Here is a 26,890-nt window from a genome sequence, read left to right as displayed (position 1 = left end):
CGGTGCGCATGGGGTCCCTCCGGCGGGATCGCGACCGTGGGTCCGTCATCGTCCGGCGTACCCGTGGTCCATTTTTCGTAAGACACGCCCCCGCCTCCAGGGTGTGGCTGAGCCGGCGAGCGCCAGCGGCCGCCAGTGGCACCGCGACCGCCATCACCGCCCACTGGGCAATGCGCTTCTGGATCATGTGGGTTCACCTCCGTCAGTGGCTTCTGACATCTCTGATACCCACCGTGACGTGAGGATAAGCGCGTTGGCTCAGAGCACCGGGGCGACCGGGTTGGGCAGCGCGCCGCCGAAGCGTCGGTCCCGCTGCGCGTACAGCTCGCACGCGTACCAGAGGTGACGGCGATCGAAATCGGGCCAGAGCGTGTCCAGGAAGACCAACTCGGCGTACGCCGCCTGCCAGAGCAGGAAGTTGGAGATCCGCTCCTCCCCGGAGGGGCGCAGGAACAGGTCCACCTCCGGGATCTCCGGGTGGTAGAGGTACTTCGCCACGGTCTTCTCGGTGACCTTCGCCGGGTCCAGCCGGCCGGCCGCCACGTCGCGGGCGATCGCCGCGGCGGCGTCGCCAATCTCGGCCTGCCCGCCGTAGTTGACGCAGAACTGCAGGGTCAGCGTCGAGTTGTCGCGGGACATCTCCTCGGCGGTCTGCAACTCGGAGATAACGCTCTTCCACAACCGCCCCGGCCGGCCCGACCAGACCACCCGGACGCCGAGGTCGACCAACTGGTCGCGGCGACGACGGATCACGTCCCGGTTGAACCCCATCAGGAACCGGACCTCGTCGGGCGAGCGCCGCCAGTTCTCCGTGGAGAACGCGTACGCCGACAGGTACGGGATGCCCATCTCGATCGCGCCCTCGATGGTGTCGAAGAGGCTGTGCTCCCCCGCCTCGTGACCCTTGGTGCGGGGCAGCCCACGCTCCTTGGCCCAGCGACCGTTGCCGTCCATCACCACCGCCACGTGCCTCGGCACCGTCTCGGTGGGCAGCGCCGGCGGCCGGGCACCGGACGGGTGTGGCGTCGGCGGCGTCGGCTCGCGCCGGCCGGCCTTCTTCGATCGGATCACTCGGTCACTCCCTGTTCGCGCCGTCCGCACCGGCCTCGACGTCGCCACGTGGCCGGAGCACCACGGCCCCGGTGCCATCCGGCGGCGAGGCCGCGCCGGCCGCCGAGGGACCCCGGTCGACCAGCGGCAGCGAGCGTAGCGCGCGCTCCAGGTGCCACTGCAGGTGAGCCGCGACCAGCCCACTGCACTCCCGGCGTACGCCGGAGTTGGTGGCGTCGGCGACCACCCAGTCGCCGGTGGTCAGCGCGGACATCAGGTCGATGGTGGCCGGCGCGGGGTGGGCCGCGCCGGGTGGCCGACAATCCGGGCAGACCGCGCCGCCGGCCGGCACGGAGAACGCCCGGTGCCGCCCGGGGGTGCCGCAGACCGCGCAGGCGATCAGGGCCGGCGCCCAGCCCGCGAGAGACATCCCGCGCAGCAGGTACGCGTCGAGCACCAGGGTCGTGGCGTGCTCGCCTCGGGACAGCGCCTTCAGCGCGCCCACGGTGAGCTGGAACAGCCGCAGCGACGGCTCCCGCTCCACCGGCGTCAGCCGCTCGGCGGTCTCGGCGATCGCACTGGCCGCCGTGTAGCGCGGATAATCCCCCAGGAACCGCTTGCCGTACAGGTCGATGCCCTCGACCTGACTGACGGTGTGCAGCGAGCTGCCGTGGTTGCCCTTCGGGTCACCGGCGAGCTGGACATCGACGTGACCGAACGGCTCCAGCCGGGCGCCGAACTTGCTGGTGGTGCGGCGGATTCCCCGGGCCACCGCGCGCAGCCGGCCGTGGCGGCGGGTGAGCAGGGTGATGATCCGGTCGGACTCGCCGAGCTTCTGCACACGCAGCACCACCGCGTCGTCGCGGTAGAGCTGTCGGCGATACCCGGCCATCGGGCCATTCTCCCTCGGGGTGTGAAATCAGGGTTGGTTCGGGGTGGATGCGCGGACGAACCCCGATGCGCCCGACTCGTCGCCGGCCGTAGCGTGCTGGCCATGGCATTGCACCTGACCACCGACGCTATCCGTCGTCGCGCCGCCGCCCCCGTCGCCCTGGGCCTGGCCACCACCCTCATCCTGCTGGCGGGGTGCGACAACCTGGCCATGCGCCGGCTCGACTACGACGACACCGAAGCGGTGAAGATCGCCAGCATCAAGGTGCTGCCGGGTGCGGGGGACGTGATCGTCCGGGGCAGCGGCACGGCCGGCGAGGCGCGCATCAAGCGGGTGGTGCGCTACCAGGGCGGTCAACCCGACGCCCGGTACGAGATCAAGGGCAGTGAGCTGGTGCTGGACACCGACTGCGGCGACCGGTGCAGCATCTCCTACGAGGTGGCCGTGCCGGAGGGCGTGACGCTACAGGGCGAGTCCGGCTCCGGCGACGTCGAGCTGAGCCGGGTCGGCGCGGTGGATCTGCGGCTGGGCTCTGGCGACGTACGGATCAGCGGGGCCTCCGGAGCGGTGGGTGTCGAGACCGGCTCCGGCAACATCGAGGTGAGCGAGGCCAGCGGGGCGGTCCGCCTGCGCGCCGGGTCCGGGGATGTCACCGCGCGTCGACTGGGCGGCGCGGTCGACGCCGAGGCCGGCTCGGGCAATGTCACCGTCGAGCTGGACAAGCCCGCCTCGGCCCGGGCACACGCCTCCAGCGGCGATGTCACGATGCTGGTGCCGGCGGGCAGGTACAAGGTGCGCTCCAGCACCGGTTCCGGCGACGCGCGGATCACCGTCACGGACGACCCCACCGCGACCGACGTGCTCGACGGCTCGGCCGGCAGCGGCAACGTCACGATCAGCCAGCGCTGACGTCGCTGTTGGCCACCGCGGCGGGCGCCCGCTGCGCCGGCACCACCGCCCGCCCGACGGTGGACCCGGGCGGCTCGCCCAGCGGCTCCTTGTCGGGACGGCCGCGCCGCTCGGTGTCGGACCGGTTGGCCGGCTCGGTGGACCGCACCGGGCCGCCGGGGATCAACTCCGGGCGGCGGCGGGCGGCGACGTCCTCGACCCAGCCGACGGCCAGGGTGACCAGCCCGACCAGCGCGAAGACCAGCAACACCCGGATGGCCAACCCCACCGGGTCCTGATGGGACCAACCCACCACGTCGACCAGCGGAGTGAGCGCCACCACGAACGGCATGTGCCAGAGGTAGATGGTGAGCGCCCGCCGGTTGACCACGGTCACCGCCCGGTCCGCCAGTCGGCTTCGGCCCAGCCAGGCCAACCCGGACGGCGCCCGACCCAGCACGATCAGGATGAACGCAGCCGACCAGAGGGCGTTGCCCAGGTGGTTGTCGTTGAGGTCGTACCCGCGTGGGCCGGGATGCCCGACGAGCCAGGCGCCGCCGCCCACCGCGAGTGCGAGCGCCAACGGGTACAGCACCCGGCCGGAGAGCCGGCGCAGCATCCCGGCCTGGTGGGCGAAGCCCAGCATCCACGCGCCGAAATAGAGCCCGAACTCGCGCAGCACCGGCGGCGCCGGGTAGATCCCCACCTCGATCGCCACCAGCAGGAGGTACGGGGCGAGCAGAGTGAGCAGCGGGGCACGCCGGAACAGCCAGAACGCGACAGGTGAGGCGAGCACGAACCAGAGGTAGTCGCGCAGGTACCAGATGATGCTCAGCGCCAGGGCACCCCAGTGGTTGGCCGGCGGGTCGGCGATCGGGAACAGCCACAGCAGCACCCGGGGGGTCAACGGCAACCCGGTGAGCAGCATGGCCGGCACGAAGACCGCCGCGAGCACCCACAGCGACGGCAGTAGCCGACGCAGCCGACGCCCGACCGCCACCGGCCCGGAGCGGGTCAGCGACGCGGCCATCAACGAACCGGCCAACGCGAACATCACCGACATGGCAGGGAAGACGAGGGTGAGGGTCGCCCACCCGGTGACGTGGTAGACGATTACTCGGACGATGGCCAGGAAACGGAGCAGATCGAGATACCTGTTGCGCATCAGCCTGCATCTGGGTTGGGGACGCGGGGCATACCCTCCCTACCCTGCGCGTCGCTCACACCAAACGACCGCGACCCCGACCGAAGGTGAATCTTCCCATCTGCCCGACCGAATGTGATCATGCGACGGCCACACAGCCGCCTCGGCGCGGTGGGTCAGAAGCCCAGCTTGCGCAACTGCTTGGGGTCGCGCTGCCAGTCCTTCGCGACCCGCACGTGCAGGTCGAGATAGACCCGGGTGCCGAGCAACTCCTCGATCTGCCGGCGGGCGTTGGTGCCAACCTCCTTGAGCCGGCTCGCCTTGTGACCTAGCACGATCGCCTTCTGGCTGGGCCGTTCCACGTACAGGTCGGCGTAGATCTTCATGACCTGACCCTCGGGGATCATCTCCTCCACGATCACCGCGATGGAGTGCGGCAGCTCGTCCCGGACCCCCTCCAGGGCGGCCTCCCGGATCAGCTCCGCGACCAGCACCTGCTCGGGATCGTCGGTCAGCATGTCGTCCGGATAGAGCTGTGGCGACGGCGGCAGGTAGCCGGTCATCACGTCGACCAGCGTGTCCACCTGGTGCCCGGAGACCGCGCTCACCGGCACGATCTCGGCGAACTCGCCCATCTTGCTGACCGCGAGCAGCTGCTCCGCCAGGCGACGCTTGTCCACCAGGTCGGTCTTGGTGACCACCGCCAGGACGGTCGCCTTCAACTCGGCCAACTCGCCGGTGATGAACCGGTCACCGCGCCCGACCGGCTCGTCGGCCGGGATGCACAGGCCGATCACGTCGACCTCCGTCCAGGTGGACCGGACCAGGTCGTTGAGGCGCTCGCCGAGCAGCGTACGGGGGCGGTGCAGGCCCGGCGTGTCGACCAGAACCAGCTGCGACTCCGGCCGGTGCAGCACGGCCCGGATGACGTGCCGCGTGGTCTGCGGCTTGTTCGAGGTGATCGCGATCTTGGTGCCGACGATGGCGTTGGTCAGCGTCGACTTGCCGGCGTTGGGCCGGCCGACGAAGCAGCCGAACCCGGCCCGGTACGGCCGCGCCTCCGGGTCCTGCACGGGGCTCACTGGGTCACCGTGCCGAGGACCGTGCCGTCCGGAGCGGCCACGTGGATGGGCGCGTCCACCGCGAGGTCACGCACCGCGGCGTGCCCGGCGCCGTCCAGCGTCGACGCCTCGGTCACCACCACCGCGGCCTCCAACCGGCTCGCACCGGCCGCCACGGCCGACGCGACCGCCAGCTGCAACGCGGTGAGAGTCAGCGAGGGCAGCGCGACACTGGCCGCCGCGTACGTCCGGCCGTCCTGATCCCGGACCGCGGCGCCCTCCACTGCGCCGACCCGTCCGCGGGCTCCCCGGGCCAGGACGACGAGCTTGCCGTCCTCGGCACTCAGCGGGGCCGGTGCGGTGGGTGCGGGCCGGGCGGCGGGCGCGGCGGGTGTGTCAGGCATCGGCAGATTGCCTCTCGTCGTCTCGATAGTTGTCCGTGTCGTCCCCGGGGCCGGCGTGCTCGCCGCGCCCCGCGGTGTCCTGCTCATGGCCCGACTCCACCCGGCTGACCAGGACGGTGTCGATCCGGTTGCGCCGGCCGGTGGTGCCCTCGGCGACCAGCCGGAGGCCAGCGACCTCGGCCTCGGCGCCGGGGATCGGCACCCGCCCCAGCGACTGGGCGAGCAGGCCACCGACCGTCTCCACCTCGTCGGTGGGCAGATCGGTGTCGAACATCTCGCCCAGATTCTCCACCGGCAGGCGGGCGGTCACCCGCACCGAGGAGTCCGCCAGACGTTCGACGGGCGGGCGTTCGACATCGTACTCGTCGGTGATCTCACCGACGATTTCCTCCAGGATGTCCTCGATGGTGACCAGACCACCGGTGCCGCCGTACTCGTCGACCACGATGACCAGGTGGTTGCGGGCCGCCTGCATCTCCGACAGCAGGTCGTCGACCGGCTTGGACTCCGGTACGAAGGTCGCCTGGCGCATCAGCTCGGCCACCGGCAACTGCTCGGCCTCCGGATCACCGCCGCGGGAGCGCCGGATCAGGTCCTTGAGGTAGAGCACGCCCAGCACGTCGTCGACGCTCTCGCCGATCACCGGAATGCGGGAGAAACCGGAACGCAGGAAGAGCGCCAGCGCCTGCGCGAGCGTCTTGCCCTCCTCGATCCACACCATCTCCGTACGCGGCACCATCACCTCGCGGGCGATGGTGTCACCGAGCGCGAAGACCGAGTGGATCATCTGACGCTCGCCATGCTCGACCACGCCACGCTGCTCGGCCAGGTCGACCAGCTCACGCAACTCCACCTGGGTGGCGAACGGCCCCTCTCGGAAGCCACGCCCCGGTGTGACCGCGTTGCCGATCAGGATCAGCAGCGACGCGAGCGGGTTGAGCGCCCGGCCCAGCCAGCGCACCAGCGGCGCCACAGCACGACCCACGGCGTACGCGTGCTGCCGGCCGATGGTGCGCGGAGCGACGCCGACCACCACGAAGCTGACCACGGTCATCGCGCCGGCGGTCACCAGCGCGGCCCGCCAGCCGGCGCCGAAGCTGTCCACCGCGACCAGCGCCACCAGTGTGGTGGCGGTCAGCTCGGCGAGCAGCCGCAACAGCAGAAGGAGGTTGAGGTGCCGGACCACGTCACCGGCCACGACCTGGAGGGTGCGGGCGCCGCGCACGCCGTCGCGGGTGAGCTCGGCGGCTCGGGCTGGCGAGACCGCGGCGAGCGCCGCCTCGGTCATCGCGATCAGACCGGCCAACACCACCAGGCCGGCCGCGAAGAAGATCAGCTGGAGGTCGGGAAGGCCGGCGGTGGGGCCGGCCGCGAGTAACGGAGGAGTAGACATCACGGGGTACGGGTCGACCGCCAGCTCGCCAGCAGCCGGGCCTGGAGCGCGAACATCTCCCGCTCCTCCTCCGGCTCGGCGTGGTCATAGCCGAGCAGGTGCAGCACCCCGTGCACGGTGAGCAGGTGCAGCTCGTCGGCCGGCGCGTGCTCGGCGGTCACCGCCTGCTTTGCCGCGACCTCGGGGCAGAGCACGATGTCGCCGAGTAGGGCCGGCTCGCCGCCGGCCGGTGCGGACTCGCCCGGGCCGTGGTCGACGCTCCCCTCGTCCATGGGGAACGCGAGCACGTCGGTCGGGCCGTCGCCACCCATCCAGCGGTGGTTCAGCTCGGTCATGTAGTCGATGTCGACCAACAGCACGGACAACTCGGCGAGGGGGTTGACCCCCATCTCGTCGAGGGCGTGCCGGGCGACGGCGAGCACGGCGTCAGTGTCGACCTCAACACCGGACTCATTGGCGATCTCGATGGACAACAGCTTTCCTCTGCTTTAGCGGCGGCGGCCGGCACGGCCACCCTGGGCGGGTCGCCCGGGCACGGCGTGAACGCCCTGCGCCTGCTGATTTTCCCGCTCGGCGTCCCAGCGGGCGTACGCGTCGACGATCTGCCCGACCAGTTGGTGGCGGACCACGTCGGAGCTGGACAACTCGGAGAAGTGCACGTCCTGGACGTTGTCCAGGATCTCCCGGACAACGCGCAGCCCGCTGCTCGTCCCACCGGGAAGGTCCACCTGGGTGACGTCACCGGTCACGACGATCTTGGAGTTGAAGCCGAGCCGGGTGAGGAACATCTTCATCTGCTCGGGCGTCGTGTTCTGCGCCTCGTCCAGGATGATGAACGCGTCATTCAGCGTCCTGCCCCTCATGTACGCCAGTGGCGCGACCTCGATCGTTCCGGCGGCCATCAGCTTCGGGATGGTCTCCGGGTCGAGCATGTCGTGCAGCGCGTCGTAGAGCGGGCGCAGGTACGGGTCGATCTTCTCGTTGAGCGTGCCGGGCAGGAAGCCCAGTCGCTCACCCGCCTCCACCGCCGGCCGGGTCAGGATGATCCGGTTGACCTGCTTGGCCTGCAACGCCTGGACGGCCTTCGCCATCGCCAGGTAGGTCTTACCGGTGCCGGCGGGGCCGATGCCGAAGACGATGGTGTTCGAGTCGATCGCGTCGACGTACCGCTTCTGCCCGAGCGTCTTGGGGCGGATGGTGCGCCCGCGGCGGGAGAGGATGTTGAGGGTCAGAACCTCGGCGGGCCGCTCGGCGCTGCCCTGCTCGAGCATGCCGACGGTACGCCGGACGGCGTCAGTGGTCAGGGTCTCGCCTTTCTCGATGAGTTCGAGCAGCTCACTGAAGACCCGCTCGGCGAGGGCGTTGTCCGCGGGGTCACCGGTGATGGTGATCTCGTTGCCGCGGACGTGCACGTCACTGCTGACCGAGCGTTCGACGAGTCGTAGGATCTCGTCGCCTGCGCCGAGCAGATTGACCATGATCTTCGAGTCGGGCACGGTGATCCTGGTCTGCACCCGGGGCGGGCCGGGAGGTGGGGTGCCGGTCATAGGTCGGGCCGAAGGGCCCTGCGCCACCTGCTCTCGATCTCGGCGCCGGCCCTGCTGGCACGGCGTGCGGACGTTACACCCATCGTATCGGTTCAACGCGGGCCGCATCGCGCCCATTTCCGCTGGCCGCGATCAGCTCCCGGCCCGGAAGTCGTACCGGTCGAAGGTCTCCTGGTGACGGGTGAACCGGTACGTCGCCCAGTGCATCCCGACCACGGCGCCGGCCTCGTCCCGGGTCAGCCGCAGCAGCTCACCGGCCTCCCGACCGGAGACCACGCGGAACACGTCCGGCTGGTCCGGCAGAGCGGTGAAGATCGCCGGCGGGCGTCCTGCCGGGTCACCGGCCCCACGCGCCCGCAGGGTGCCGTCGTGCCAGGAGAAGACGTACTCGAAACCCTCGCCCCACCAGCGGCCGAGCACACCCCGCAGGGCCGCCGGTGCGGGTGCGCCGGGCCGCCATGGCTCGATCTCGGCCGGGTCGTGCTCGACCGCCGCGGCGAGCAGCCGGTGCGGCAGGTCGAACAGTTCGGCCGCCGTACCGGACGAGCCGAGCACCGCGGCGCCCATCGCGCCGGCCGTGCCGTCGCCTCCCCGCCGGCCGTACACCGCGGCGAGGAAACCGGGCATCGCCCCGTCGTGCCCCACGTGCATCACCCGCTCGCCCTGCGGAATCAGGATCAGCCCCAGCCCGAAGCCGGCACCCCAGAGCGTCTCGTCCGTGGTGGTCAGGGGCCAGCGCATCTCGTCCAGGGTGCCCGGAGTGAGCACCGCGCCGGCCGGGTCGAGCGCCTCCGGGTCGGCCAGGAACGCCGCCCAGCGGGCCATGTCCGTCGCTGTGCTCCAGAGCTGGGCAGCCGGGCCGACCGCACCGAAGTCGGTCGGCGGCTCCGGATGCGCCTCGTCGGAGTACGCGTCGACCAGGAAGCCGGTGGCCGCCGCCGGCCGAGGGGTCACGGCGGTGTCGGTGAGCCCCAGTGGCGTGAGCACCCGCTCGGCGAGCACCCGCGCCCAACTGCCACCGCGCAGCCGGGCGACCAGTTGACCGAGTACGGCCATGCCCAGGTTCGAGTAGTGGAACCGGCGAGCGGTCGGCAGCACCCGCTCGGCCCGGTTCAGCTCCGCGAGCAGTTGGTCGGCGTCCGGTGGGCGAAGGGTGTCCCAGACGTCGCCGAACGGTTCACGTTGCAGGCCGCCGGTGTGCGACAGCAGTCGGCGGATGGTCAGCTCGCCGTGTGCGGGGAGATCCAGGTGCCGGCCCACCGGGTCGTCCAGGTCCAGCAGCCCGTCGTCGCGGCACTGGAGGGCGAGCACCGCGGTGAAGGTCTTGGTGACCGAGCCGATCCGGAACTGCGTACGCGGCCCCAGCGGGCTGTCGGTGCCGGTCTCGCCGACACTGAGGTTCCAGAGCGGTCGGTCGGCCCGGTGCAGCGCCGCCGACACCGCCGGCACCCGGCCGTCGGCCTGCACCCGCCGGACCAGCCGGCCCAACCGCTCGTCCACGGCACGGGTGGTCGTCGGCTCAGCACTCACGCCAGGTCCCGGGCGAGCATCGGGCCGAGCGGCGTGCCACCGAGCAGATGCGCGTGCACGTGGAACACCTCCTGCCCGCCGTACGCCCCGGTGTTGAACATCAGCCGGAAACCGTCGCCGAGCAGACCCTCGTCCTCGGCCACCGCGGCGGACGTCGCCAGCACGTCCGCGGCCAGCGCCGGGTCACCCTGGGCGAGGGTGGCCACGTCGACGTAGTGCTCCTTCGGAATGACCAGGACGTGCACCGGCGCCTTCGGGCTGATGTCACGGAAGGCGAGCGTGGTGGCGGTCTCCCGGACCACGGTGGCCGGGATCTCCCCGGCGACGATGCGGCAGAACAGGCAGTCGGATCCCATCGGGGCAGTGTAAGGACTAACGGGTCGGGGGCGCTCCGGCCCAGCACGCGCCGCCGGCCTGTTCACAGGGGTCCCTTGTCAACGCCTGCGGTAGAGGGAAGGGCCCTTCCTGACAACGGTGTCGGCTGGGGCAGGATGGCCGCCATGACGGATCGGGCAGTACTCGTGACCGGGGCCTCGCGCGGGATCGGCCGCGCCGTGGCGACAGCGTTCGCGGCCAGCGGCGACCGGGTGGCGATCCACCACCGCGACTCCGCCGACGCGGCCGAGGGGCTGCGCGCGCAACTGCCCGGCGCCGGGCACGTGGTGGTCCGCGCCGACCTCACTGATCCGGACGCGGTCCGGGCCATGGTCGACGAGGCCGCCGAACTGCTCGGCGGGCTGGACGTGCTGGTCAACAACGCCGGGACGTACGGCGACCGGGACGACCCGCACCCGATCTTCGGCGCGTCCTATGAACAGTGGCAGAAGCGCTGGCGGCAGGTGCTGGAGACCAACCTGACCGGGGCCGGCAACGTCACCTGGTGCGCTGCCCAGCACATGCGGGACCGCGGTGGGCGCATCGTCAACGTCTCGTCCCGTGGCGCGTTCCGCGGCGAGCCGGACCAGCCTGCGTACGGTGCCAGCAAGGCGGGGCTGAACGCGCTGGGCCAGTCCCTCGCCGTGGCGCTCGCGCCGTACGGGATCACGGTCGCCACCGTCGCACCGGGTTACGTGGCGACCGACATGACGACCGAGCACCTGCGCGGCGAGCAGGGCGCGGCCATCCGGGCGCAGAGCCCGTTCGACCGGGTGGCCCGGCCGGAGGAGATCGCCGCCGCCGTGCACTGGCTGGCGTCACCGGAGGCCGAGTGGGCCTCCGGCACCATCGTCGACCTCAACGGCGCCTCCTACCTGCGCAGCTGACGTCGGCAAGGCCACTAATTCACCCGGCCAGGGAGGTGGCTGGCGGTACCCGGGCGGGTAAGTCCCACCAACATGGCCGACCCCGCGCTGCTCGACCTCACCGCTGACTACCAGGTGGCCGACGACCACGACGACGACCCCGTCCTGTTACGTCCCGACGGCACACCCGTCGACACCTGGCGCGACGATTACCCGTACGACGAGCGGATGGACCGTGACGAGTACGACCGCGACAAACGGATGCTCCAGATCGAGCTCCTCAAGCTCCAGGACTGGATCAAGGAGTCCGGCGAGCGATTGGTGATCGTCTTCGAGGGCCGGGACGCGGCCGGCAAGGGCGGCACCATCAAACGCTTCATGGAGCACCTCAACCCGCGCGGCGCCTCGGTGGTGGCGCTCGCCAAGCCGGACGAGCGGGAAGCCGGCCAGTGGTACTTCCAGCGGTGGATGGCGCACCTGCCGGCGGCCGGTGAGATCGTGCTGTTCGACCGCTCGTGGTACAACCGGGCCGGTGTGGAGCGGGTAATGGGCTTCTGCAGCCGTAAGGAATACCTGGAGTTCCTGCGTCAGGCCCCGGAGCTGGAACGGATGCTGGTGCGCTCGGGCATCCGGCTGGTCAAGTTCTGGTTCTCCGTCTCACAGAACGAGCAGCGCACCCGGTTCGCGATCCGCCAGGTCGACCCGGTCAGGCAGTGGAAGCTGTCCCCGATGGACATCGCCTCGCTCGACCGGTGGGACGAGTACACCGAGGCCAAGGAGGCGATGTTCTTCTGGACCGACACGGCCGACGCGCCGTGGACGGTGGTGAAGAGCAACGACAAGAAGCGGGCCCGGATCGAGGCGATGCGACACGTGCTGCACCGCTTCGACTACGCCGGCAAGGACCTCGCGGTGGTCGGCACGCCCGATCCGCTGATCATCGGCCCAGCGGGCCTGGACCTGGGCCCGGAAGAGGACATGGTCCCCGTCTTCCCCCGCCCCTAACAGCCCCGCCGCCCGCCCCGCCCCGCGCCCCCTACGCCCGCGCTGCCCCGCGCCGCCCCGCGCCGCCCCGCCGCGCGCTGCGCTGCGCTGCGCTGCGTCGATCTAGGGCATATCGCTGCTAGTCGATCTCCCCCAGCAACAATTTGCCCTAGATCGACGGCGCCCAGGGCACCGGGGGCGCGGGCGTAGGGGGCGCGGGCGTAGGGGGCGCGGGCGTAGGGGGCGGGGGTTACCAGCGGCGCAGTCGCGTGGAGAGCACCGCGAGCGCCGCCACGCCGGCGGTGGAGGTGCGCAGAACGGCCGGGCCGAGCCGGACCGGTCGCCCGCCGGCCTCCCGGAAGGCGGTCAACTCGGCCGGGGCGATGCCACCCTCCGGGCCGACCACCAGGACGATCTCACCGACGGCCGGCAGCTCGGCCGTGGTCAGCCGCTCGTCGGCCTCCTCGTGCAGCACGAACCCGGCGGCGGCACCAGCGATCCGGCGGGCCACCGTCGCGGTGGACTCGTCCGGCGCACCGGCCACCACCGGCAACCAGGGGCGGCGGGCCTGCTTGGCGGCCTCCCGAGCGGTGGCCACCCACTTTTCCCGGGCGCGTACGCCCCGGTCGCCGCGCCACTGGGTCACCGAGCGGGCGGCCGCCCAGGGCACGATCTCGTCGACTCCGACCTCGGTCATCGCCTGCACGGCCAGTTCACCCCGGTCGCCCTTGGCGATGCCCTGCACGGTCACCAGCCGGGGTACGGGCGCGTCCGCGTACCCCCGGGAGGTGACGGTGAGGTCCAGGCTGCCCCTGCCGACGGCGGTGACCACGGCGGCGGCCGTGCCACCCCGGCCGTCGGCGAGCAGCAACTCCTCGCCGACCCGCAGCCGCTGCACGGTCGCCGCGTGGTGCCCCTCCGGGCCGTCCAGGGTCAGCGCGTCGCCGGTGGGCAGCGCATCGACCAGGAACAGCGGCGCGGACACCTCAGGCGTGCCCGTTGAACGCGTCGCGCATCCGGGAGAAGAAGCCGCCCTGTTTGGACAGCTCGGCGACCTCCTCACCGCGGGTCTTGGCGAAGTCGCGCAGCATCTTCTCCTGGTCCGGGTCGAGCTTGGTCGGCGTCCGGACGTCCAGGTGCACGTAGAGGTCGCCCCGGCCGGTGCCGCGCAGGTGCGGCACACCCCGGGCGCGCAGCCGCAGGGTGCTGGCCGGCTGGGTGCCGGCCTTGACGTCGACGGTCTCCTCGCTGTCCAGGGTCTTGATGGTCAGCCGGGTGCCGAGCGCCGCCGCGGTCATCGGCACGGTGACACGGCAGTGCAGGTCGTCGCCCTTGCGGGAGTACACGTCGTGCGGCCGCTCGTGGATCTCCACGTAGAGATCACCGGCGGTGCCGCCACCCGGGCCCACCTCGCCCTGCTGGGCGAGCCGGATCCGCATGCCGTCCTCGACGCCGGCCGGGATCTTGACGGTCAGCGAGCGGCGGGTGCGCACCCGGCCGTCGCCGGCGCAGGTGGGGCAGGGGTGCGGGATGGTCGTGCCGTAGCCCTGGCACACGGTGCACGGCCGGGCGGAGACCACCTGGCCGAGGAAGGTGCGCTGCACGGACTGCACCTCGCCACGCCCGGCGCACGCCTCGCAGGTCGCCAGGTGCGTGCCGGCGGCGGTGCCGGCGCCGGAGCAGGTGGTGCAGAGGACCGCGGTGTCGACGGTGATCGGCGCCTCGACGCCGAACGCCGTCTCGTGCAGGTCGAGCTCGAGCCGCAGGATCGCGTCGGCGCCCGGCCGGGTACGCGGACGGGGGCCACGGGCGCCACCCGCCGCGCCGCCGAAGAACGCGTCCATGATGTCCTGGAAACCGACGAACGGGCCGGCTCCGCCGGGGCCACCCGGGCCTCCGGCACCGCCGCCGCCGGGGGCGAGCGGGTCACCACCCAGGTCGACGATCTGCCGCTTCCGGTCGTCCGAGAGGACCTCGTACGCGGCGTTGATGTCCTTGAACTTCTCCTGAGCCTCCGGGTCCGGATTGACGTCCGGGTGGAACTGGCGCGCCAGCTTGCGGTAGGCGCGCTTGATCTCGTCATCGGAGGCTTCCCGGCTCACACCGAGAATGCCGTAGTAGTCCCTGGCCACTGCGTTCCGTGTCCTCATGTTCGTCTCGCGTTGCGCCGATCCGGCGGCAGCAGCCGGCCGTCGGCCCTGACTGTCAGTTCTGGGCCAGCAACTCGCCCACGTAGCGTGCCACGGCGCGCACCGTGGCGATGTTGCCGGGGTAGTCCATCCGGGTGGGCCCCAGCACCCCCAGGCCGCCCACGATGGTGGCGCCCGGGCCGTACCCGGTGCTGACCACCGAGGCGGCGCGCAGGTTGTCGAACTCGTTCTCGTCGCCGATCAGCACCCGGGTCGTGCTCGGCTCGGTCTCGCCGATGAGCTTGAGGAGCACGACCTCCTCCTCCAGTGCTTCGAGGATCGGCCGCAGGGAGCCCTGGAAGTCGAGCAGGCCGCCCCGGGTGAGGTTGGCGGTGCCGGCCAGCGCGATCCGTTCCTCGTGCCGCTCGACCAGCGTCTCCAGCAACACCGTGGCGAGGGTGGTCATCGTCGGACGCAGCTCGGTAGGCGCCTCCTCGACCAGCGTCTGCACCAGCGGCGGCGTATCGGACAGCCGGGCGCCGGTGAGCTTTTCGTTGACCAGCCGACGCAGATCGGTGACGTTCTCGGCGGGCACCGGGCCGGGCAGCTCCACCAGCCGCTGCTCCACACGCCCAGTGTCAGCGATCATGACGAGCATCAACCGGGTGGTGGAGATCGGCACCAGCTCCAGGTGACGCACCGAGGAGCGGGCCAGGCTCGGGTACTGCACGACAGCCACCTGCCGGGTCAGCTGAGCGAGCAGCCGCACCGTGCGGTGCACCACGTCGTCGAGGTCGACCGCGCCGACCAGGAAGCGCTCGATGGCGCGGCGCTCGGCCGGGCTGAGCGGCTTGACCCTGGACAGCCGGTCGACGAATAGCCGGTAGCCACGATCGGTGGGCACCCGGCCGGCACTGGTGTGCGGCTGCCGGATGTAGCCCTCCTCCTCCAGCACGGCCATGTCGTTGCGGACCGTGGCCGGGGAGACCCCGAGCTGGTGCCGCTCGACCAACGCCTTGCTGCCGACCGGCTCCTGGGTGGAGACGTAGTCCTCGACGATCGCGCGGAGCACGGCCAGTTTCCGGTCGTCGAGACCCATCCTCCGCACCTCCTGTCACACGTCGGCCGCCGGCACCGTGGCCCGGCCGGGCCGTCCTGGCACTCGACTGTAGCGAGTGCCAGTCTACGTCGGCGTACCCGCCAGCGCGATGATCAACGACGGTCCATCGGTGCGGCCCCCGCCACCCCGCTGGGCCGATCGGCCCACACTGCCGGGCGGTGTCGCTCTGGTGCGGCGTTGCCACAGGCCCCTACCGTGACACCCATGACTGAACCTCCGCGCCCTCCCGGAGCGGGTGACCCCGGCAACTACCCGCCGGAGCCGACCTCCCCGGGCTCGTTCCCGTCGGCCGAGCCGCCCACCGCACCACTGTCCGGGGCACCCGGCCCGGGCGGCTATCCCCCGGCCGGTGGCTATCCGCCGCCCACCGGTGACCAACCGCCGTCAGGTGGCTACCCTCCGGCGGGTGGCTACCCTCCGCCCGGCGGCTTTCCCCCGCCCGGGGGTTATCCGCCCGGTGGTGCCTACGGCGGCCCCGGCGGCGGCTACGCCAACAATGAGGACAAGACCTGGGCCCTGGTCGCGCACTTCGGCGGCGCCGCCGGCGCGCTGATCAGCTTTGGTCCGCTGGGTTTCGTCGCCCCGCTCATCGCCTTCCTGGCCCGCGGCAACCAGTCGCCGACCGTCCGGGCGCACGCCCTGGCCGCCCTGAACTTCCAGATCCTCTGGTCGATCATCGCGTTCGTGCTGCTCTTCGTGAGCTGGTGCCTGCTCTTCCTGCCCAGCATCGCCGTCGTCGTGATCCAGATCCTGTTCGGGATCATCGCCGGCATGAAGGCCAACGAGGGCACCCCCTACCGGTACCCGATGTCGGCCAGCTTCATCAAGTGACCCCGGGCCGGCCGCTCCCCCGGCCGGCCCGCAGTACCGCTACCGGCGCGCCCGCTCAGGGCAGCAGGTCGCGCACGACCGCGTCGGCGAGCAGCCGGCCGCGCAGGGTGAGCACCGCCCGGCCGGCCGCGTACTCCGGTGCGGCCAGCAGGCCGTCGGCCAGCGCCCGTTCGGCGCCCGCCCGGCCAGGGGCGTCGAGCACCGCCAGCGGCAGGCCGCTGGCGAGCCGCAGCCGGAGCATCACGTCCTCCATGTGCGCCTCGTCGACGGTGAGCACCTCCCGGGCCAGGCCGGGTGACGCTCCCGCGGCGAGCCGCTGGGCGTACGCCGAGGGGTGCTTGACGTTCCACCAGCGCACCCCGCCGACGTGGCTGTGTGCCCCCGGCCCCAGCCCCCACCAGTCCGCGCCGGTCCAGTAGAGCAGGTTGTGCCGGCACCGGGCCTCGTCGGTGCGGGCCCAGTTGGAGACCTCGTACCAGGACAGGCCGGCCGCGTCGAGGGCGGCCTCCGCGGCCAGGTAGCGGTCCGCGGCGACGTCGTCACTGGGGTACGCCAGCTCGCCGCGCCGCATCCGGGCGGCGAGCCGGGTGCCGTCCTCGACGATCAGGGCGTACGCGCTGACGTGGTCCACCCCGGCGGCCACGACCTGGTCCAGCGAGGCGGCGAAGTCCTCGGCCCGCTCCCCCGGTGTCCCGTAGATCAGGTCCAGGTTGACGTGCTCGAACCCGGCGTCGCGCGCCTCCAGGGCGGCGGCGGTGGCACGGCCGGCGCTGTGTTTGCGGTCCAGGATCGCCAGCACCCCCGGGGAGGCGGACTGCATGCCCAGCGAGATCCGGGTGTAGCCGGCGGCTCGCAGCAGCTTCAACGATTCCGGGGTGACCGATTCCGGGTTGGCCTCGGTGGTCACCTCGGCGTCGGCGGCCAGCCCCCAGGTGCGGTCGATGCCGTCGAGGATGCGGGCCAGGTCGTCGGCGGGGAGCAGGGTGGGCGTGCCACCGCCGACGAAGACCGTGTCGACCCGGGGCGGTGGGCTGTCGCCGAGCACCCGGGCGGCGAGTGCCAGCTCGGCCAGCACGGTGTCGGCGTACCCCTCGCGGCTGGCGCCACCGCCCAGCTCGGCCGCCGTGTAGGTGTTGAAGTCGCAGTAGCCGCAGCGGCTCGCGCAGAACGGCACGTGCACGTACACGCCGAAGCCGCGCGCGCCGACCGCCGCGGTGGCGGTGGCGGGCAGCGATCCGTCGACGGGGACGGTCTCACCTTCTGGAAGGACGCCGGGCATGGCCACTAGTGTGCCCGGCATGACCTCTCCCGACGTCCTCGTGCGCGTCGCCACGGCCCGCGGGGTGACCACCCTCACCCTGGACAGCCCACACAACCGCAACGCGCTCTCCACCGCCCTCATGACCCAGCTGCTGGCCGGGCTGGGCGACGCGGTCGCCGACGAGGCGGTCCGAGTGATCGTGCTCGACCACACCGGCCCGGTCTTCTGCTCGGGTGCGGACCTGAAAGAGACCGCCATGGCGTACGCCAGCGGGACGGTGCCGGCCGGAATGCTGAGCGACGTGCTCGCCGTGCTCTGGGAGTGCCCGAAGCCGGTGCTGGCCCGGGTGGCGGGGCCGGCGCGGGCCGGTGGGTTGGGCCTGATCGCCGCCGCCGACCTGGCGGTCTGCGCCGATGAGGCGACGTTCGCCTTCACCGAGGTGCGGATCGGGGTGATCCCGGCGGTGATCTCGGCGACCGTGCTGCCCCGGCTGAACCCGCGCGCCGCCGCCGAGCTGTACCTGACCGGGGACACGTTCGACGGGCGGCGGGCCGCCGAGATCGGCCTGGTCACCGCCGCCGTGCCGGCGGACGAGCTGGACGCGGCGGTGCAGCGCTACTGCGACTCGCTGGTACGGGGCGGGCCCGGCGCGCTGGCCGGCGCGAAGGAGTTGCTGCGCCGGCCGGGCACCGCCGAGCTACGGGGCGAGCTGGCCCGGCTGGCCGCTCTGTCGACCGGCTATTTCCTCTCTGACGAGGGGCGTGAGGGCGTCATGGCCTTCCGCGAGAAGCGACTGGCTCAATGGGTGCCCGCTCGTGACGGAGGTTCCGGCGATCATTCCGGCTAGGCCGGGGCCTCCACCAGGGTGAGATCGCGGCCGGAACGGGAACGTCGCCAACCGGTACGCGACAGCGGAGCCGACCCCGAACCGCTCGGAGCCGGCCAACCCGGCCCCGAACCGCTCGGACGGCCCGGAGGGGTCGGGTGGGGACGTACGCTTGTCTGACTGTCGATCTGGGGGTGTGAGTGCGAACTCGGGCAGCCGTGGCGGGTGGAGTGGTGCTCATCCTCGTCGCCGTGATCGCGATCTGGCTCGTCGTACGGCAGGTCGGTGACCGCCTCCAGTTGCCGCTGGCAGCACGGAAGTGCACCGTGCAGGCCGACGGCCGGGTCGCGCTGGACGCCGACCAGATGGCCAACGCGGCGACCATCGCGGCGATCGGGGCACGGCGTGGAATGCCCGAGCGGGCCGTGGTGGTCGCGCTGGCCACCGCCTACCAGGAGTCCGGGCTGCGCAACCTCGCCGACGGCGACCGTGACTCGGTCGGCCTGTTCCAGCAGCGACCGAGCCAGGGTTGGGGCACCCCGGCCCAGATCCGTGACCCGCGCTACGCGGCCAATCGGTTCTACGCGGCGCTCAAGAAGGTGCGCGGCTGGGAGAAGATGCGGGTCACCGACGCCGCACAGCGGGTGCAGCGCTCGGCCTTCCCTGAGGCGTACCAGAAGTGGGCCGACGACTCCGAGGTGCTCAGCAGGGCCCTGATGGGTGACGCCACCGGCGCGGTCGCGTGCACGGTGGGGCGTACCCCGGCGATGCACGGTGCGGCGGCGGCCGCGCAGCTGACCCGCAACCTGGTGCTGGACTGGGGCCTGAAGGGGACCGACCCCACCGACCCGACCGGGCTGGCGGTGACTCCGGGCGACCAGCGCGACGGCTGGCGGTACGCGCACTGGCTGGTTTCACACGCCCAGGACCACGGGGTGAAGCGCGTCAGCTTCGGCGACCTGGAGTGGACCGCGAGGGACGGCACCTGGGGTCGGGTCACCGGCCAGCAGAGCTCCGCCGGTCAGGTGGTGGCCGAGGTGTTCAACGAGGGTTGACCGACCCGGATCTCTTAACCGGCAGTCACCGCACAATCGGACAATCTTCCGTAAAGACCTCTATTGATCACGGAAGTCTCACTCACCGTAGTTCCCCCGCTGCGCGGGGTCCCACTCGGCCCCACTCGCTCGACACGCCCTCCCCGATGCCAAGGCCATCGCGTTACGATCGGCGGCCTGTGCCAGAAAAGGTTTCACCTCATGGGGAGGGGTACGACGCGGTGTTCGATTACGGCGACCGGACCGGTTACGAGCCGATCAGCGACATTGACCGCAAGGAGTTCCACGAGCAGGGCTTCCTCCTGCTGCGCAACGTCCTGACGGAGGACCACCGGGCGGCGCTGGAGGCGGCGGTCGACCGCGTCTACGCGGAGGAGCAGGCAAAGGGCACCACCAAGAAGGACGGCACCCTGCACCTGCTGGGCTTCCTGGAGCGCGACGAGCTCTTCGGCCAACTGCTCACCCACCCGATCGCCTTCCCGTACATGTGGGGGCTGGCCGGCTGGAACATCTACACCCACCACAACCACCTGGACGTCACCCCGCCGGCCGCCGAGCCGGAGAAGCCGTACTGGGGTTGGCACCAGGACGGGTACCGGCAGAACTCCGACCCGGAGACGATGGACCCGAACCTGCCCCGGCCGATGTTCTCGCTGAAGGTCGCGTACGTGCTGTCGGACCTCTCCGAGACCGGCCGCGGCGCCACCAAGGTCATCCCGGGCAGCCACCTGTTGAACTCGCTGCCCCGGCCCAAGGACCTCAGCGTGCACAACCCGGACCCGGAGGGCACGGTGGAGATCACCGCCAACCCGGGCGACGCCTTCATCTTCGACCGCCGGCAGTGGCACTCGCGGTCGACGAACCTGTCGACCATCACCCGCAAGATGCTCTTCGTCGGCTACACCTACCGGTGGATCCGTCCGCTGGACGAGCTGCACCCCGACGTGAACGGCGAGTGGTACCGCAACCGCACCCCGGTGCAGCGTCAGCTGATCGGTGAGGGCACCCACACGGCCAACTACTGGGGCATCAACTGGGACGGGTACGTCGACGACGAGATCCCGCTGCGCAAGGAGCTCAAGGAGCGCGGTCTGCTGGACCGCAACATCCCCTGGCTCCGCTGATCCGCCCGGAGGGGCCCCTGTCATCGCCTTCGGCATGGCAGGGGCCCCTCCGCTCGTATCCGGACGGTCGCCAACGGTGCCGCTGGAGGGGTGATTCGGGTAGCCGACAGTTGAAGGGCACCGGACCGGGCAGGCCGTACCCTGTGCCGCATGACGGACGGCATCGCCCTGACGTTGCTTATTCTCGGAGTGGCACTCGGCGTCGTCGGCAACTGGATCACACCACCGCGGAAGCTGACCGGGCGATGGGTGGTCGGCATCTTCGCGTTGCTCCTCGTGGCGGCGTCGGTCTTCACGTTCCTGGAGGGCCGCCTGCCGGCCGGGCAGCCCACGCCGCCCCAGGGCGACCCCACGGCCATGCCGGCGCAGATCCCCACCGTGGCGGCGCCGGCCTCCGCGAGCGCCACGCCCACGCCGACCGCGTCGGTCCGGCAGCCGACCAGCCCGAAGACGACTCCGGGCTCCGCCACGAGATCGAGCGCCGGCCAGCAGGGGACCAGCGGCAAGAGCAAGCCGCCACGGTCGCCGTATGTCGCCGCGAGCAGCTTCCAGCGCTTCGGCGGAACACACGGGGCGTTCACCCTGGTCGCCGAGGGAACAGCGCTGCGGATCGACACGCCAGACAGCATCGACAGCCAGTGGGGCGCCTACCTCAAGGACCACATGGTGTGCGACGGCACGGTCGAGTTCGACGTTCGACTCGGTGCCGGCACGGTCGACTACTACGGGCTGGCCGTACTTCCCCGCGGTGACCTCGACAACGACCAGGCGACCGGCGACGCGATCATCCTCTACCTGGACTCCGACGGGTCCTTCATCGCCAAGTTCTCGTCCCTGCCGACACCGGGCGTCGGTGGGGTCGGCGGCGGTTCATATCCGGTCGCCGACCTGCGGCAGACCCGCCACGTCGTGGTCTCGGCGCGGGGTTCGACCTACTCCGTGCGGGTGGACGGGATCCCGGCCGGCGAGTTCGCCGAGACGGAGAGCGCCGGTTGCGGGAAGCTCACGCTGGCCGCCTGGGGCGGCACCACCGCCCACATCGAGGACGTCCTGGTGCGGTGAGCGCCGGGTCGGTGACTGGCACCGGCCGACCCCGCCGGTACGCCCGCTCGGCGCTCGTCAGCGCTCGAGCCGGCGGCGGACCTTTTCGCGGATCGACTCGGGCAGGTCGGATGCCTCCAGCAGCCGGGGCAGCAACTCCGGCTCCAGGCTGGTCGCCCGGAACACCTCGCCGATGGTCACCCCGTGTGCGGGCCGGTCCACCACCTCGACCGGGTCACCCGCACCCACCTCCCCCTCGCGGAGCACCCGCAGGTAGGCGCCGGGCAGCGCCCGGGCGGTGAACCGCTTGATCAGGTCTGGTACGCCCCAGAAGCCGGCGAAGGTGGTGCACGGCGTTCTCGGCTTGGTCACCTGGAGCAGGGCGGACCCGATCTGCCACTGCTCACCGATCACCGCGTCGGTCAGGTCGACCGCGTACGTGGTGAGGTTCTCGCCGAAGCCGCCGGGCCTGATGTCGCGCCCCAGTTCGGTCGCCCACCAGGCGGCGTCCTCCTCCGCGTAGGCGTAGACCGCCTGGTCCTCGCCGCCGTGGTGGGCTCGCTCGCCGATGAAGTCGCCAACCACTCCGTCGACACGGAACAGCACCGGCGCGTCCACCGGCCGCTTGTCGATGCCGCTGCGACCGCTCGCGTCGCCGGCCCACTCCGCCTCGGTCACCACGCCGAGGTTCACCGCTGCCACCCTGCCCGTCATGGTGATCAGCCTAGCGGGGGCCGACGGGGTCGGGCGCCACCAAGATCGTCGATCCGTAACGCGTGCGGCCGTCAGCCCTTGACGGCGCCGGCTACCAGGCCGGAGACCATGCGGCGCTGCACCAGCAGGAAGAAGATGATGACCGGCAGGGTGAACAGGGTGGAGGCGGCCATCACCGGCCCCCAGTTGGTGTCGTCCCGGCCGAAGAAGAAGGTCATCGCCACCGGCAGGGTGTAGCGACCCTGGTCGTTGATGAACGTCAACGCGAAGATCAGCTCGTTCCACGCGGTGATGAAGGAGAAGATGCTGGTGGCCACCAGACCGGGTGCGACCAGCGGGAAGAGGATCAGGCGGAAGGTCTGGGCACGGCTGGCCCCGTCGATGGCCGCCGCCTCCTCCAACTCCTTGGGCACGGCGGCGACGAAGCCACGCAGCATCCAGACCGCGAACGGCAACGAGAAGCCAAGGTACGTGAGGATCAGGCTGGGCAGGGTGTTGTAGAGCCCGAGCCGCTGGATCATCAGGAACAGCGGGATGACCAACGCCTCCAGCGGGATCATCTGCACCACCAGCAGCATGATCAGGAAGCTCGTCCGCAGCTTGAACCGGAACCGGGCCACCGCCGTCGCGGCGAGCAGGGCCACCAGACCACTGAGCACCACCGTCGAGACCGCGACCAGCGCGCTGTTCAGAAAGAAGTCGAAGAAGCTCACGCCGGGGATCAGGTTGCCGGTCAGGATCTCCCGGTAGTGCGCCAGCGTCGGGTGAGCTGGCACCGGCTGCGGGGTGGACGAGAAGATCTCGCTGCTCGGCTTCAACGAGGTGGAGATCATCCAGTAGACCGGGAACGCCGCGAAGAGCGCGACCAGCAGCCCGGCGGCGTTGAGGGCGACCTTCTTCACGACTCGTCCTCCTGCCTGAGCACCATCCGTACGTAGAAGCCGGTGACCATGAGCAGGATCAGCGTGAGGATCACCGCGATGGCCGCACCGAGGCCGTACTTCGGCGGCGGCGAGAAAGCCTCCGCGTAGGAGTAGATGGAGAGCATGAACGTCGGCCGGTCCTGGGTGCCGCCGGCCAGCACGAACTGCTGGGTGAAGACTTTGAAGTCCCAGATGGTGGAGAGCACGATCAGAATCCCGAAGACCGGGCGCAGCAGCGGGAAGGTGATCTTCCAGAAGACCCGCCACGGGCTCGCGCCGTCCACCCGGGCCGCCTCGTGCAACTCGCTCGGCACGCTCTTGAGGCCGGCGAGCACGCTCACCGCGATGAACGGGAACGAGTGCCAGACCACCACCAGGGTGAGGATGGCGAAGAAGAGCAGCGGCGAATTGAACCAGCCGTAGCCGGTCCAGTCACTGCGGCCGAACAGGCCGTTGGAGAGGCCGTCCGGCAGCGCGTTGAACAGCCAGGTGACCAGGCCGCTCGTGTCGTCGAAAATCCACTTCCAGACGATCGTGCCGGTCAACGCCGGGGTGGCCCAGGCGAGCATCACGCAGCTGGCCACGAAGGTGGCCATCTTGCGACCGAGCCGATTGAGCAGCAGCCCGACCAGGGTGCCGAGGACCATCGTGAGCAGCACGTTCGCCGCGGCGAACAGGACCGTGTTGCGCAGCACGGTCAGGAAGAACGGGTCGGAGAGGATCTCGGTGTAGTTGCCCAGCCCCACCCAGGGCCACTCCCGGTCGCCGCGCAACTGCCGGACGCTGTTCAGCCGGTAGAAGGACATCCACACCACCTGGCCGAGCGGCCAGAGCAGCAACACCCCGATGACCACCAGTGCTGGCAGGAGCAGCAGGTAGGGCAGGCGGTCCACCGGGCGACGCCGCCGCGCGGGGGTCTCCCGCGCGGCGGCCGTTTCCGAGGTTTTTGTCAGGGAACTCACTTGCTGTTCAAAATGCTTTCCATTTCACCGGCCGCATCGGCGGTAGCCTTCTCGACCGTCTTCTGACCCTTCATGACCGAGCTGTTCATCGCCTGGGTCACCGTCTTCGTCCGGCTGACCTCCACCCACTTCGGGGTGAGCGGCGTGAGCTTGGTGTTCTGCATGGTGGTGGCGAACGCCGCCATCACCTTGTCGTTGGCGTACGTGTCACCGGCGACCAGGTCCTGGTAGACCGGGAAGAAGCCGAGGCTGCTGGCAAAGCTCTGCGAGTTCTTCTTGTTCAGCAGCACGGTCAGGTAGTCCCAGGCCAGGTCCTGGCGCTCGCTGTCCTTCCAGATCGCCACGTCCGAGCCACCGGCGAAACCGGGTGCCGCCTTGCCGTCGGGGCCGGGGATCGGGAACGTACCCCAGACCTTCTCGATCTCGGGGTTGTCCTTCTTGATGGCACCCTGCTGCCAGCTGCCGGCGAAGGCCATCGCGGCCTTGCCGGTGGCGAACTGGGTGCGGGCGTCGATCTCGTTCCAGCCGGCCGCCGCCGGCGGGGCCACCTTGTGGACGGTCACCAGGTCGGTCCAGAACTTGACGGCCCGCTGCGCCTCGGGCGTGTTGTAGCCGGACTTCCAGGTGCCGCCCTGGTTGCTGGCGATCTCGCCGCCGGCGCCCCAGAGGAAGGAGTAGAAGGGCAGCTCGGAGTTGCCCGGCAGCGCGATGCCGTAGGTGCCCGGCTTCTTCGCCTGCACGGTCTTGGCGACGCTGACCAGGTCGTCCCAGGTCTTCGGGGGCTGCACACCGGCCTCGGCGAACCAGTCGGTGCGGTAGTAGACGGCACGCACGCCGGCGTACCAGGGCACGCCGTACTGCTTGCCGTCGAGCTGCGCGTTGCGGACCAGGTCGGGCAGCAGGTCCTTGCCGTCGGTCCAGCCGCCCATCCGCCCGCTCACGTCGGCGAGCGCCTCCTGGGCCGCCCAGCCCTGGGTCTCGGTGTTGCCCAGCTCGGTGATGTCCGGCCCCGCACCGCCGGCGAGCGCGGCCTGGAACTTCTTGGGCGCCTCGAGCCAGGGAATGTACTGCACCACCACGTCGGTGTCGGGATGCTTCTGCCGGAACTCGGTCTCGACGGAGTCGAGGAAGGCGTTCTGCGCGTCGCCGCCTTCGCCCATCATCCAGACCGTGAGCTTGCTGTCGTCGGCAGCGTCGTCACCGGAGCCTCCACAGCCGGTCAGCACCATCGCGGCCGAGGCCACCATGGCGGTGACCGGGGCCAGCCGCTTCCACCTGTTCACGCCACTTCTCCCCTCGCGCCGCCTGGAACTAACCTTCTCCGCCGCACCCTAGTACGGAGAATTCCTTTACGACAGTGGGCGGGCTGGCCGAAGCGTGGCGACGGTACCGCAGAGGGCCGACGAGAGACGCTGTGGCCTCGGGCCGAAGTCGGGCACTTCAGCACGAAAAAGCGCCCGGCCGATGGCCGGGCGCTTTTTCCAGTAATGCTGTCTCGCCAGGTGATGCCGGGTCGTTATCGGGTGACGCTGCGGCGGCGACCCACGCCGGCCACCAGCGCGACCGCGATCGCGGCCACCACGACCTGCACCAGCAGCTCGCCCCAGTCGACCCCGTTGGTCTCGGTCGCGATGCCGATGGCCCGCGCCAGCACCGTGCCCAGCAGGGCCGCGCCGACACCGATCAGCAGGTGCAGCCAGATCGGCATGTTCTGCCGGCCCGGAACGACCAGGCGGCCCAGGGCCCCGACGATGAGACCAACAACGATCGCGGTGATGATGCCCCACACGGTGAGCTCCACGGTCACCCTCCTTCAAAGAATGTCTGACACACGTTGTGTGCTTCCTGTCGTGACCGCTAAGTGCCCGACCCGGCGAAAATCCAAACCGACTTTGCGGCCCAGAGGATCACGATCAGGCATACACGGGCGTGTTCCCCCGGCCCCCGCGGGCCAGCAGGGGATCGCCAGGCCGGGCCGGCCGCGCGGGTGATGATCGACTCAACATCGCCGATGTCGGGGTATCACCGCCACGGGATACCGCGACATCGGCGATCTGGAGTCGATCACGCCCACCCGGTCGTCTGGCGAGGCCGCACAGCGACGCCGCGCGCCCGACGTCGCGCCGGGGAGAACGCCGATGGGCGCCCGACCTGTCGGTCGGGCGCCCATCGGAAAGGTGCGGTTGTACGGGGTGGCGCCTGCGTTACCGGGTGACGCGGCGGCGGCCACCCACACCGGCCACCAGCGCGACCGCGATCGCGGCCAGCACGACCTGCACCAGCAGCTCGCCCCAGTCGACGCCGTTCGTCTCGGTGGCGATGCCGATGGCCCGGGCCAGCACGGTGCCCAGCAGGGCCGCGCCGATACCGATCAGCATGTGCAGCCAGATCGGCATGTTCTGCCGGCCCGGAACGACCAGGCGGCCGAGCGCGCCGACGATGAGACCAACAACGATGGCGGTGATGATGCCCCACACGGTGAGTTCCACGGTCGCCCTCCTTCAAAGAATGTCCGACACACGATGTGTGTGCTTCCTGTCGTGACCGCTAAGTGCCCGACCCGCGGAAAAACCAAACCGACTCACTGCAGATGAAAACGCCGGGCGTCAATGCCCAACGGATGCGTCGGTTGGCGTGGGAGCGCGTCCACACAGGTAGAAGCCCATCTCGTCGGATCGTCGGCCCGACAACAACGCCCAGAAAATTTTCTCCCGCCAAGCCGGCCACGCCGGGCAGGCGGGCACGCAGGCACGCAGAGACGCCGGGCAGG

The 26,890-nt window shown here is 70.9% G+C and carries 28 protein-coding genes; 8 read left to right on the top strand and 20 right to left on the bottom strand.

What is annotated here, in order from left to right; translation table 11 throughout:
• Nucleotides 1-258: 258 nt before the first annotated feature.
• Together ABZT18_RS27980 and recO are read right to left on the bottom strand one after the other, a co-directional pair.
• Nucleotides 259-1,071 carry an isoprenyl transferase gene (locus tag ABZT18_RS27980; RefSeq protein WP_355252871.1) on the bottom strand — a complete coding sequence of 271 codons (813 nt, stop codon included), beginning with the start codon at nt 1,069-1,071 and terminating at the stop codon, nt 259-261.
• Between the two features lie 4 nt (nt 1,072-1,075).
• Entirely contained in the window at nt 1,076-1,942 is an 867-nt protein-coding gene (gene recO / locus ABZT18_RS27975; RefSeq protein ID WP_354997175.1) for a DNA repair protein RecO, read from the bottom strand.
• A 102-nt stretch (nt 1,943-2,044) separates the two neighbouring features.
• Here recO and ABZT18_RS27970 point away from each other — a divergent pair, with 102 nt between their 5' ends.
• On the top strand, nt 2,045-2,851 hold the full coding sequence (locus ABZT18_RS27970; protein WP_354997176.1) for a DUF4097 family beta strand repeat-containing protein: 807 nt from the start codon (nt 2,045-2,047) through the stop codon (nt 2,849-2,851).
• Here ABZT18_RS27970 and ABZT18_RS27965 read toward each other — a convergent pair.
• The 8 genes from ABZT18_RS27965 to ABZT18_RS27930 all read right to left on the bottom strand — a co-directional run bounded on the left by ABZT18_RS27965 (nt 2,838) and on the right by ABZT18_RS27930 (nt 10,265).
• Entirely contained in the window at nt 2,838-3,995 is a 1,158-nt protein-coding gene (locus ABZT18_RS27965) for an acyltransferase (protein WP_354997177.1), read from the bottom strand. The two genes, ABZT18_RS27970 and ABZT18_RS27965, sit on opposite strands and share 14 nt — an antisense overlap.
• 155 nt (nt 3,996-4,150) lie before the next feature.
• Complete coding sequence (gene era / locus ABZT18_RS27960) at nt 4,151-5,056, bottom strand: GTPase Era (RefSeq protein WP_354997178.1); 906 nt, start codon at nt 5,054-5,056, stop codon at nt 4,151-4,153.
• Nucleotides 5,053-5,439, bottom strand: a complete 387-nt coding sequence (locus tag ABZT18_RS27955; protein WP_354997179.1) for a cytidine deaminase — start codon at nt 5,437-5,439, stop codon at nt 5,053-5,055. Before ABZT18_RS27955 ends, era begins: the two co-directional genes overlap by 4 nt.
• Entirely contained in the window at nt 5,432-6,856 is a 1,425-nt protein-coding gene (locus ABZT18_RS27950; protein WP_354997241.1) for a hemolysin family protein, read from the bottom strand. Before ABZT18_RS27950 ends, ABZT18_RS27955 begins: the two co-directional genes overlap by 8 nt.
• Nucleotides 6,832-7,305: an rRNA maturation RNase YbeY gene (ybeY, locus tag ABZT18_RS27945; RefSeq protein WP_354997180.1), complete on the bottom strand. Its 474-nt coding sequence runs from the start codon at nt 7,303-7,305 to the stop codon at nt 6,832-6,834. Before ybeY ends, ABZT18_RS27950 begins: the two co-directional genes overlap by 25 nt.
• Before the next feature lie 15 nt (nt 7,306-7,320).
• On the bottom strand, nt 7,321-8,379 hold the full coding sequence (locus tag ABZT18_RS27940; protein WP_354997181.1) for a PhoH family protein: 1,059 nt from the start codon (nt 8,377-8,379) through the stop codon (nt 7,321-7,323).
• Between the two features lie 132 nt (nt 8,380-8,511).
• The gene (locus ABZT18_RS27935) at nt 8,512-9,909 is read right to left on the bottom strand and encodes a serine hydrolase domain-containing protein (RefSeq protein ID WP_355252868.1); all 1,398 of its coding nucleotides are present in this window, start codon (nt 9,907-9,909) and stop codon (nt 8,512-8,514) included.
• Nucleotides 9,906-10,265, bottom strand: coding sequence for a histidine triad nucleotide-binding protein (locus tag ABZT18_RS27930; protein WP_354997183.1), 360 nt, complete (start codon nt 10,263-10,265; stop codon nt 9,906-9,908). Before ABZT18_RS27930 ends, ABZT18_RS27935 begins: the two co-directional genes overlap by 4 nt.
• A gap of 144 nt (nt 10,266-10,409) precedes the next feature.
• Here ABZT18_RS27930 and ABZT18_RS27925 point away from each other — a divergent pair, with 144 nt between their 5' ends.
• Together ABZT18_RS27925 and ppk2 are read left to right on the top strand one after the other, a co-directional pair.
• Entirely contained in the window at nt 10,410-11,171 is a 762-nt protein-coding gene (locus tag ABZT18_RS27925) for an SDR family oxidoreductase (RefSeq protein ID WP_355252865.1), read from the top strand.
• A gap of 72 nt (nt 11,172-11,243) precedes the next feature.
• A complete protein-coding gene (gene ppk2 / locus ABZT18_RS27920; protein ID WP_355252862.1) occupies nt 11,244-12,155 on the top strand; it encodes a polyphosphate kinase 2 in 912 nt (303 codons plus the stop codon).
• A gap of 229 nt (nt 12,156-12,384) precedes the next feature.
• On the opposite strand, the gene ABZT18_RS27915 is transcribed toward ppk2, so the two are convergent.
• From ABZT18_RS27915 to hrcA, 3 genes are all read right to left on the bottom strand, one after another.
• Nucleotides 12,385-13,119, bottom strand: coding sequence for a 16S rRNA (uracil(1498)-N(3))-methyltransferase (locus ABZT18_RS27915; protein ID WP_355252859.1), 735 nt, complete (start codon nt 13,117-13,119; stop codon nt 12,385-12,387).
• A 1-nt stretch (nt 13,120) separates the two neighbouring features.
• The gene (dnaJ, locus tag ABZT18_RS27910) at nt 13,121-14,266 is read right to left on the bottom strand and encodes a molecular chaperone DnaJ (RefSeq protein ID WP_172862226.1); all 1,146 of its coding nucleotides are present in this window, start codon (nt 14,264-14,266) and stop codon (nt 13,121-13,123) included.
• Nucleotides 14,267-14,339: 73 nt separating this feature from the next.
• On the bottom strand, nt 14,340-15,362 hold the full coding sequence (gene hrcA / locus ABZT18_RS27905) for a heat-inducible transcriptional repressor HrcA (RefSeq protein ID WP_355252856.1): 1,023 nt from the start codon (nt 15,360-15,362) through the stop codon (nt 14,340-14,342).
• A 225-nt stretch (nt 15,363-15,587) separates the two neighbouring features.
• Between hrcA and ABZT18_RS27900 the strand changes: the two genes are divergently transcribed.
• Nucleotides 15,588-16,214: a DUF4870 domain-containing protein gene (locus ABZT18_RS27900; RefSeq protein WP_354997188.1), complete on the top strand. Its 627-nt coding sequence runs from the start codon at nt 15,588-15,590 to the stop codon at nt 16,212-16,214.
• A gap of 55 nt (nt 16,215-16,269) precedes the next feature.
• On the opposite strand, the gene hemW is transcribed toward ABZT18_RS27900, so the two are convergent.
• Nucleotides 16,270-17,493, bottom strand: a complete 1,224-nt coding sequence (gene hemW / locus ABZT18_RS27895; RefSeq protein WP_354997242.1) for a radical SAM family heme chaperone HemW — start codon at nt 17,491-17,493, stop codon at nt 16,270-16,272.
• A 19-nt stretch (nt 17,494-17,512) separates the two neighbouring features.
• On the opposite strand from hemW, the gene ABZT18_RS27890 reads away from it, so the two are divergent.
• The 4 genes from ABZT18_RS27890 to ABZT18_RS27875 all read left to right on the top strand — a co-directional run bounded on the left by ABZT18_RS27890 (nt 17,513) and on the right by ABZT18_RS27875 (nt 21,542).
• Nucleotides 17,513-18,322, top strand: a complete 810-nt coding sequence (locus ABZT18_RS27890) for an enoyl-CoA hydratase-related protein (protein ID WP_354997189.1) — start codon at nt 17,513-17,515, stop codon at nt 18,320-18,322.
• Between the two features lie 179 nt (nt 18,323-18,501).
• Nucleotides 18,502-19,356 (top strand): hypothetical protein, encoded by an 855-nt coding sequence (locus ABZT18_RS27885; protein WP_354997190.1) that lies wholly within the window; start codon nt 18,502-18,504, stop codon nt 19,354-19,356.
• A 221-nt stretch (nt 19,357-19,577) separates the two neighbouring features.
• Nucleotides 19,578-20,480 carry a phytanoyl-CoA dioxygenase family protein gene (locus ABZT18_RS27880; protein ID WP_354997191.1) on the top strand — a complete coding sequence of 301 codons (903 nt, stop codon included), beginning with the start codon at nt 19,578-19,580 and terminating at the stop codon, nt 20,478-20,480.
• A 150-nt stretch (nt 20,481-20,630) separates the two neighbouring features.
• Nucleotides 20,631-21,542, top strand: a complete 912-nt coding sequence (locus tag ABZT18_RS27875; RefSeq protein WP_354997192.1) for a hypothetical protein — start codon at nt 20,631-20,633, stop codon at nt 21,540-21,542.
• Between the two features lie 57 nt (nt 21,543-21,599).
• Here the strand turns inward: ABZT18_RS27875 and ABZT18_RS27870 are convergent, their stop codons facing one another.
• The 6 genes from ABZT18_RS27870 to ABZT18_RS27845 form a co-directional block, all read right to left on the bottom strand.
• Nucleotides 21,600-22,235 (bottom strand): MOSC domain-containing protein, encoded by a 636-nt coding sequence (locus tag ABZT18_RS27870; RefSeq protein WP_355252853.1) that lies wholly within the window; start codon nt 22,233-22,235, stop codon nt 21,600-21,602.
• Nucleotides 22,236-22,306: 71 nt separating this feature from the next.
• Complete coding sequence (locus ABZT18_RS27865; protein ID WP_354997194.1) at nt 22,307-23,137, bottom strand: carbohydrate ABC transporter permease; 831 nt, start codon at nt 23,135-23,137, stop codon at nt 22,307-22,309.
• Complete coding sequence (locus ABZT18_RS27860) at nt 23,134-24,120, bottom strand: sugar ABC transporter permease (protein ID WP_354997195.1); 987 nt, start codon at nt 24,118-24,120, stop codon at nt 23,134-23,136. The genes ABZT18_RS27865 and ABZT18_RS27860 overlap by 4 nt, the downstream gene beginning before the upstream one ends.
• Nucleotides 24,117-25,403 (bottom strand): sugar ABC transporter substrate-binding protein, encoded by a 1,287-nt coding sequence (locus tag ABZT18_RS27855; RefSeq protein WP_354997196.1) that lies wholly within the window; start codon nt 25,401-25,403, stop codon nt 24,117-24,119. Before ABZT18_RS27855 ends, ABZT18_RS27860 begins: the two co-directional genes overlap by 4 nt.
• Nucleotides 25,404-25,636: 233 nt before the next feature.
• Complete coding sequence (locus tag ABZT18_RS27850) at nt 25,637-25,921, bottom strand: GlsB/YeaQ/YmgE family stress response membrane protein (protein ID WP_179780540.1); 285 nt, start codon at nt 25,919-25,921, stop codon at nt 25,637-25,639.
• Nucleotides 25,922-26,324: 403 nt separating this feature from the next.
• The gene (locus ABZT18_RS27845; RefSeq protein ID WP_354857968.1) at nt 26,325-26,609 is read right to left on the bottom strand and encodes a GlsB/YeaQ/YmgE family stress response membrane protein; all 285 of its coding nucleotides are present in this window, start codon (nt 26,607-26,609) and stop codon (nt 26,325-26,327) included.
• Between the last annotated feature and the right edge of the window lie 281 nt (nt 26,610-26,890).

The sequence above is a fragment of the Micromonospora sp. NPDC005291 genome (genome assembly GCF_040607415.1).
Lineage (GTDB): Bacteria > Actinomycetota > Actinomycetes > Mycobacteriales > Micromonosporaceae > Micromonospora.
This window is presented reverse-complemented; position numbering and strand designations above follow the sequence as displayed.

Bases quoted from the DNA above. Each gene is read 5' to 3' on its own strand.
- recO (WP_354997175.1), bottom strand. From the start codon at position 1,942: ATGGCCGGGTATCGCCGACAGCTCTACCGCGACGACGCGGTGGTGCTG.
- ABZT18_RS27970 (WP_354997176.1), top strand. From the start codon at position 2,045: ATGGCATTGCACCTGACCACCGACGCTATCCGTCGTCGCGCCGCCGCC.
- ABZT18_RS27965 (WP_354997177.1), bottom strand. From the start codon at position 3,995: ATGCGCAACAGGTATCTCGATCTGCTCCGTTTCCTGGCCATCGTCCGA.
- ABZT18_RS27955 (WP_354997179.1), bottom strand. From the start codon at position 5,439: ATGCCTGACACACCCGCCGCGCCCGCCGCCCGGCCCGCACCCACCGCA.
- ABZT18_RS27940 (WP_354997181.1), bottom strand. From the start codon at position 8,379: ATGACCGGCACCCCACCTCCCGGCCCGCCCCGGGTGCAGACCAGGATC.
- ABZT18_RS27930 (WP_354997183.1), bottom strand. From the start codon at position 10,265: ATGGGATCCGACTGCCTGTTCTGCCGCATCGTCGCCGGGGAGATCCCG.
- ABZT18_RS27925 (WP_355252865.1), top strand. From the start codon at position 10,410: ATGACGGATCGGGCAGTACTCGTGACCGGGGCCTCGCGCGGGATCGGC.
- ppk2 (WP_355252862.1), top strand. From the start codon at position 11,244: ATGGCCGACCCCGCGCTGCTCGACCTCACCGCTGACTACCAGGTGGCC.
- hrcA (WP_355252856.1), bottom strand. From the start codon at position 15,362: ATGGGTCTCGACGACCGGAAACTGGCCGTGCTCCGCGCGATCGTCGAG.
- ABZT18_RS27900 (WP_354997188.1), top strand. From the start codon at position 15,588: ATGACTGAACCTCCGCGCCCTCCCGGAGCGGGTGACCCCGGCAACTAC.
- hemW (WP_354997242.1), bottom strand. From the start codon at position 17,493: ATGCCCGGCGTCCTTCCAGAAGGTGAGACCGTCCCCGTCGACGGATCG.
- ABZT18_RS27890 (WP_354997189.1), top strand. From the start codon at position 17,513: ATGACCTCTCCCGACGTCCTCGTGCGCGTCGCCACGGCCCGCGGGGTG.
- ABZT18_RS27875 (WP_354997192.1), top strand. From the start codon at position 20,631: ATGACGGACGGCATCGCCCTGACGTTGCTTATTCTCGGAGTGGCACTC.
- ABZT18_RS27870 (WP_355252853.1), bottom strand. From the start codon at position 22,235: ATGACGGGCAGGGTGGCAGCGGTGAACCTCGGCGTGGTGACCGAGGCG.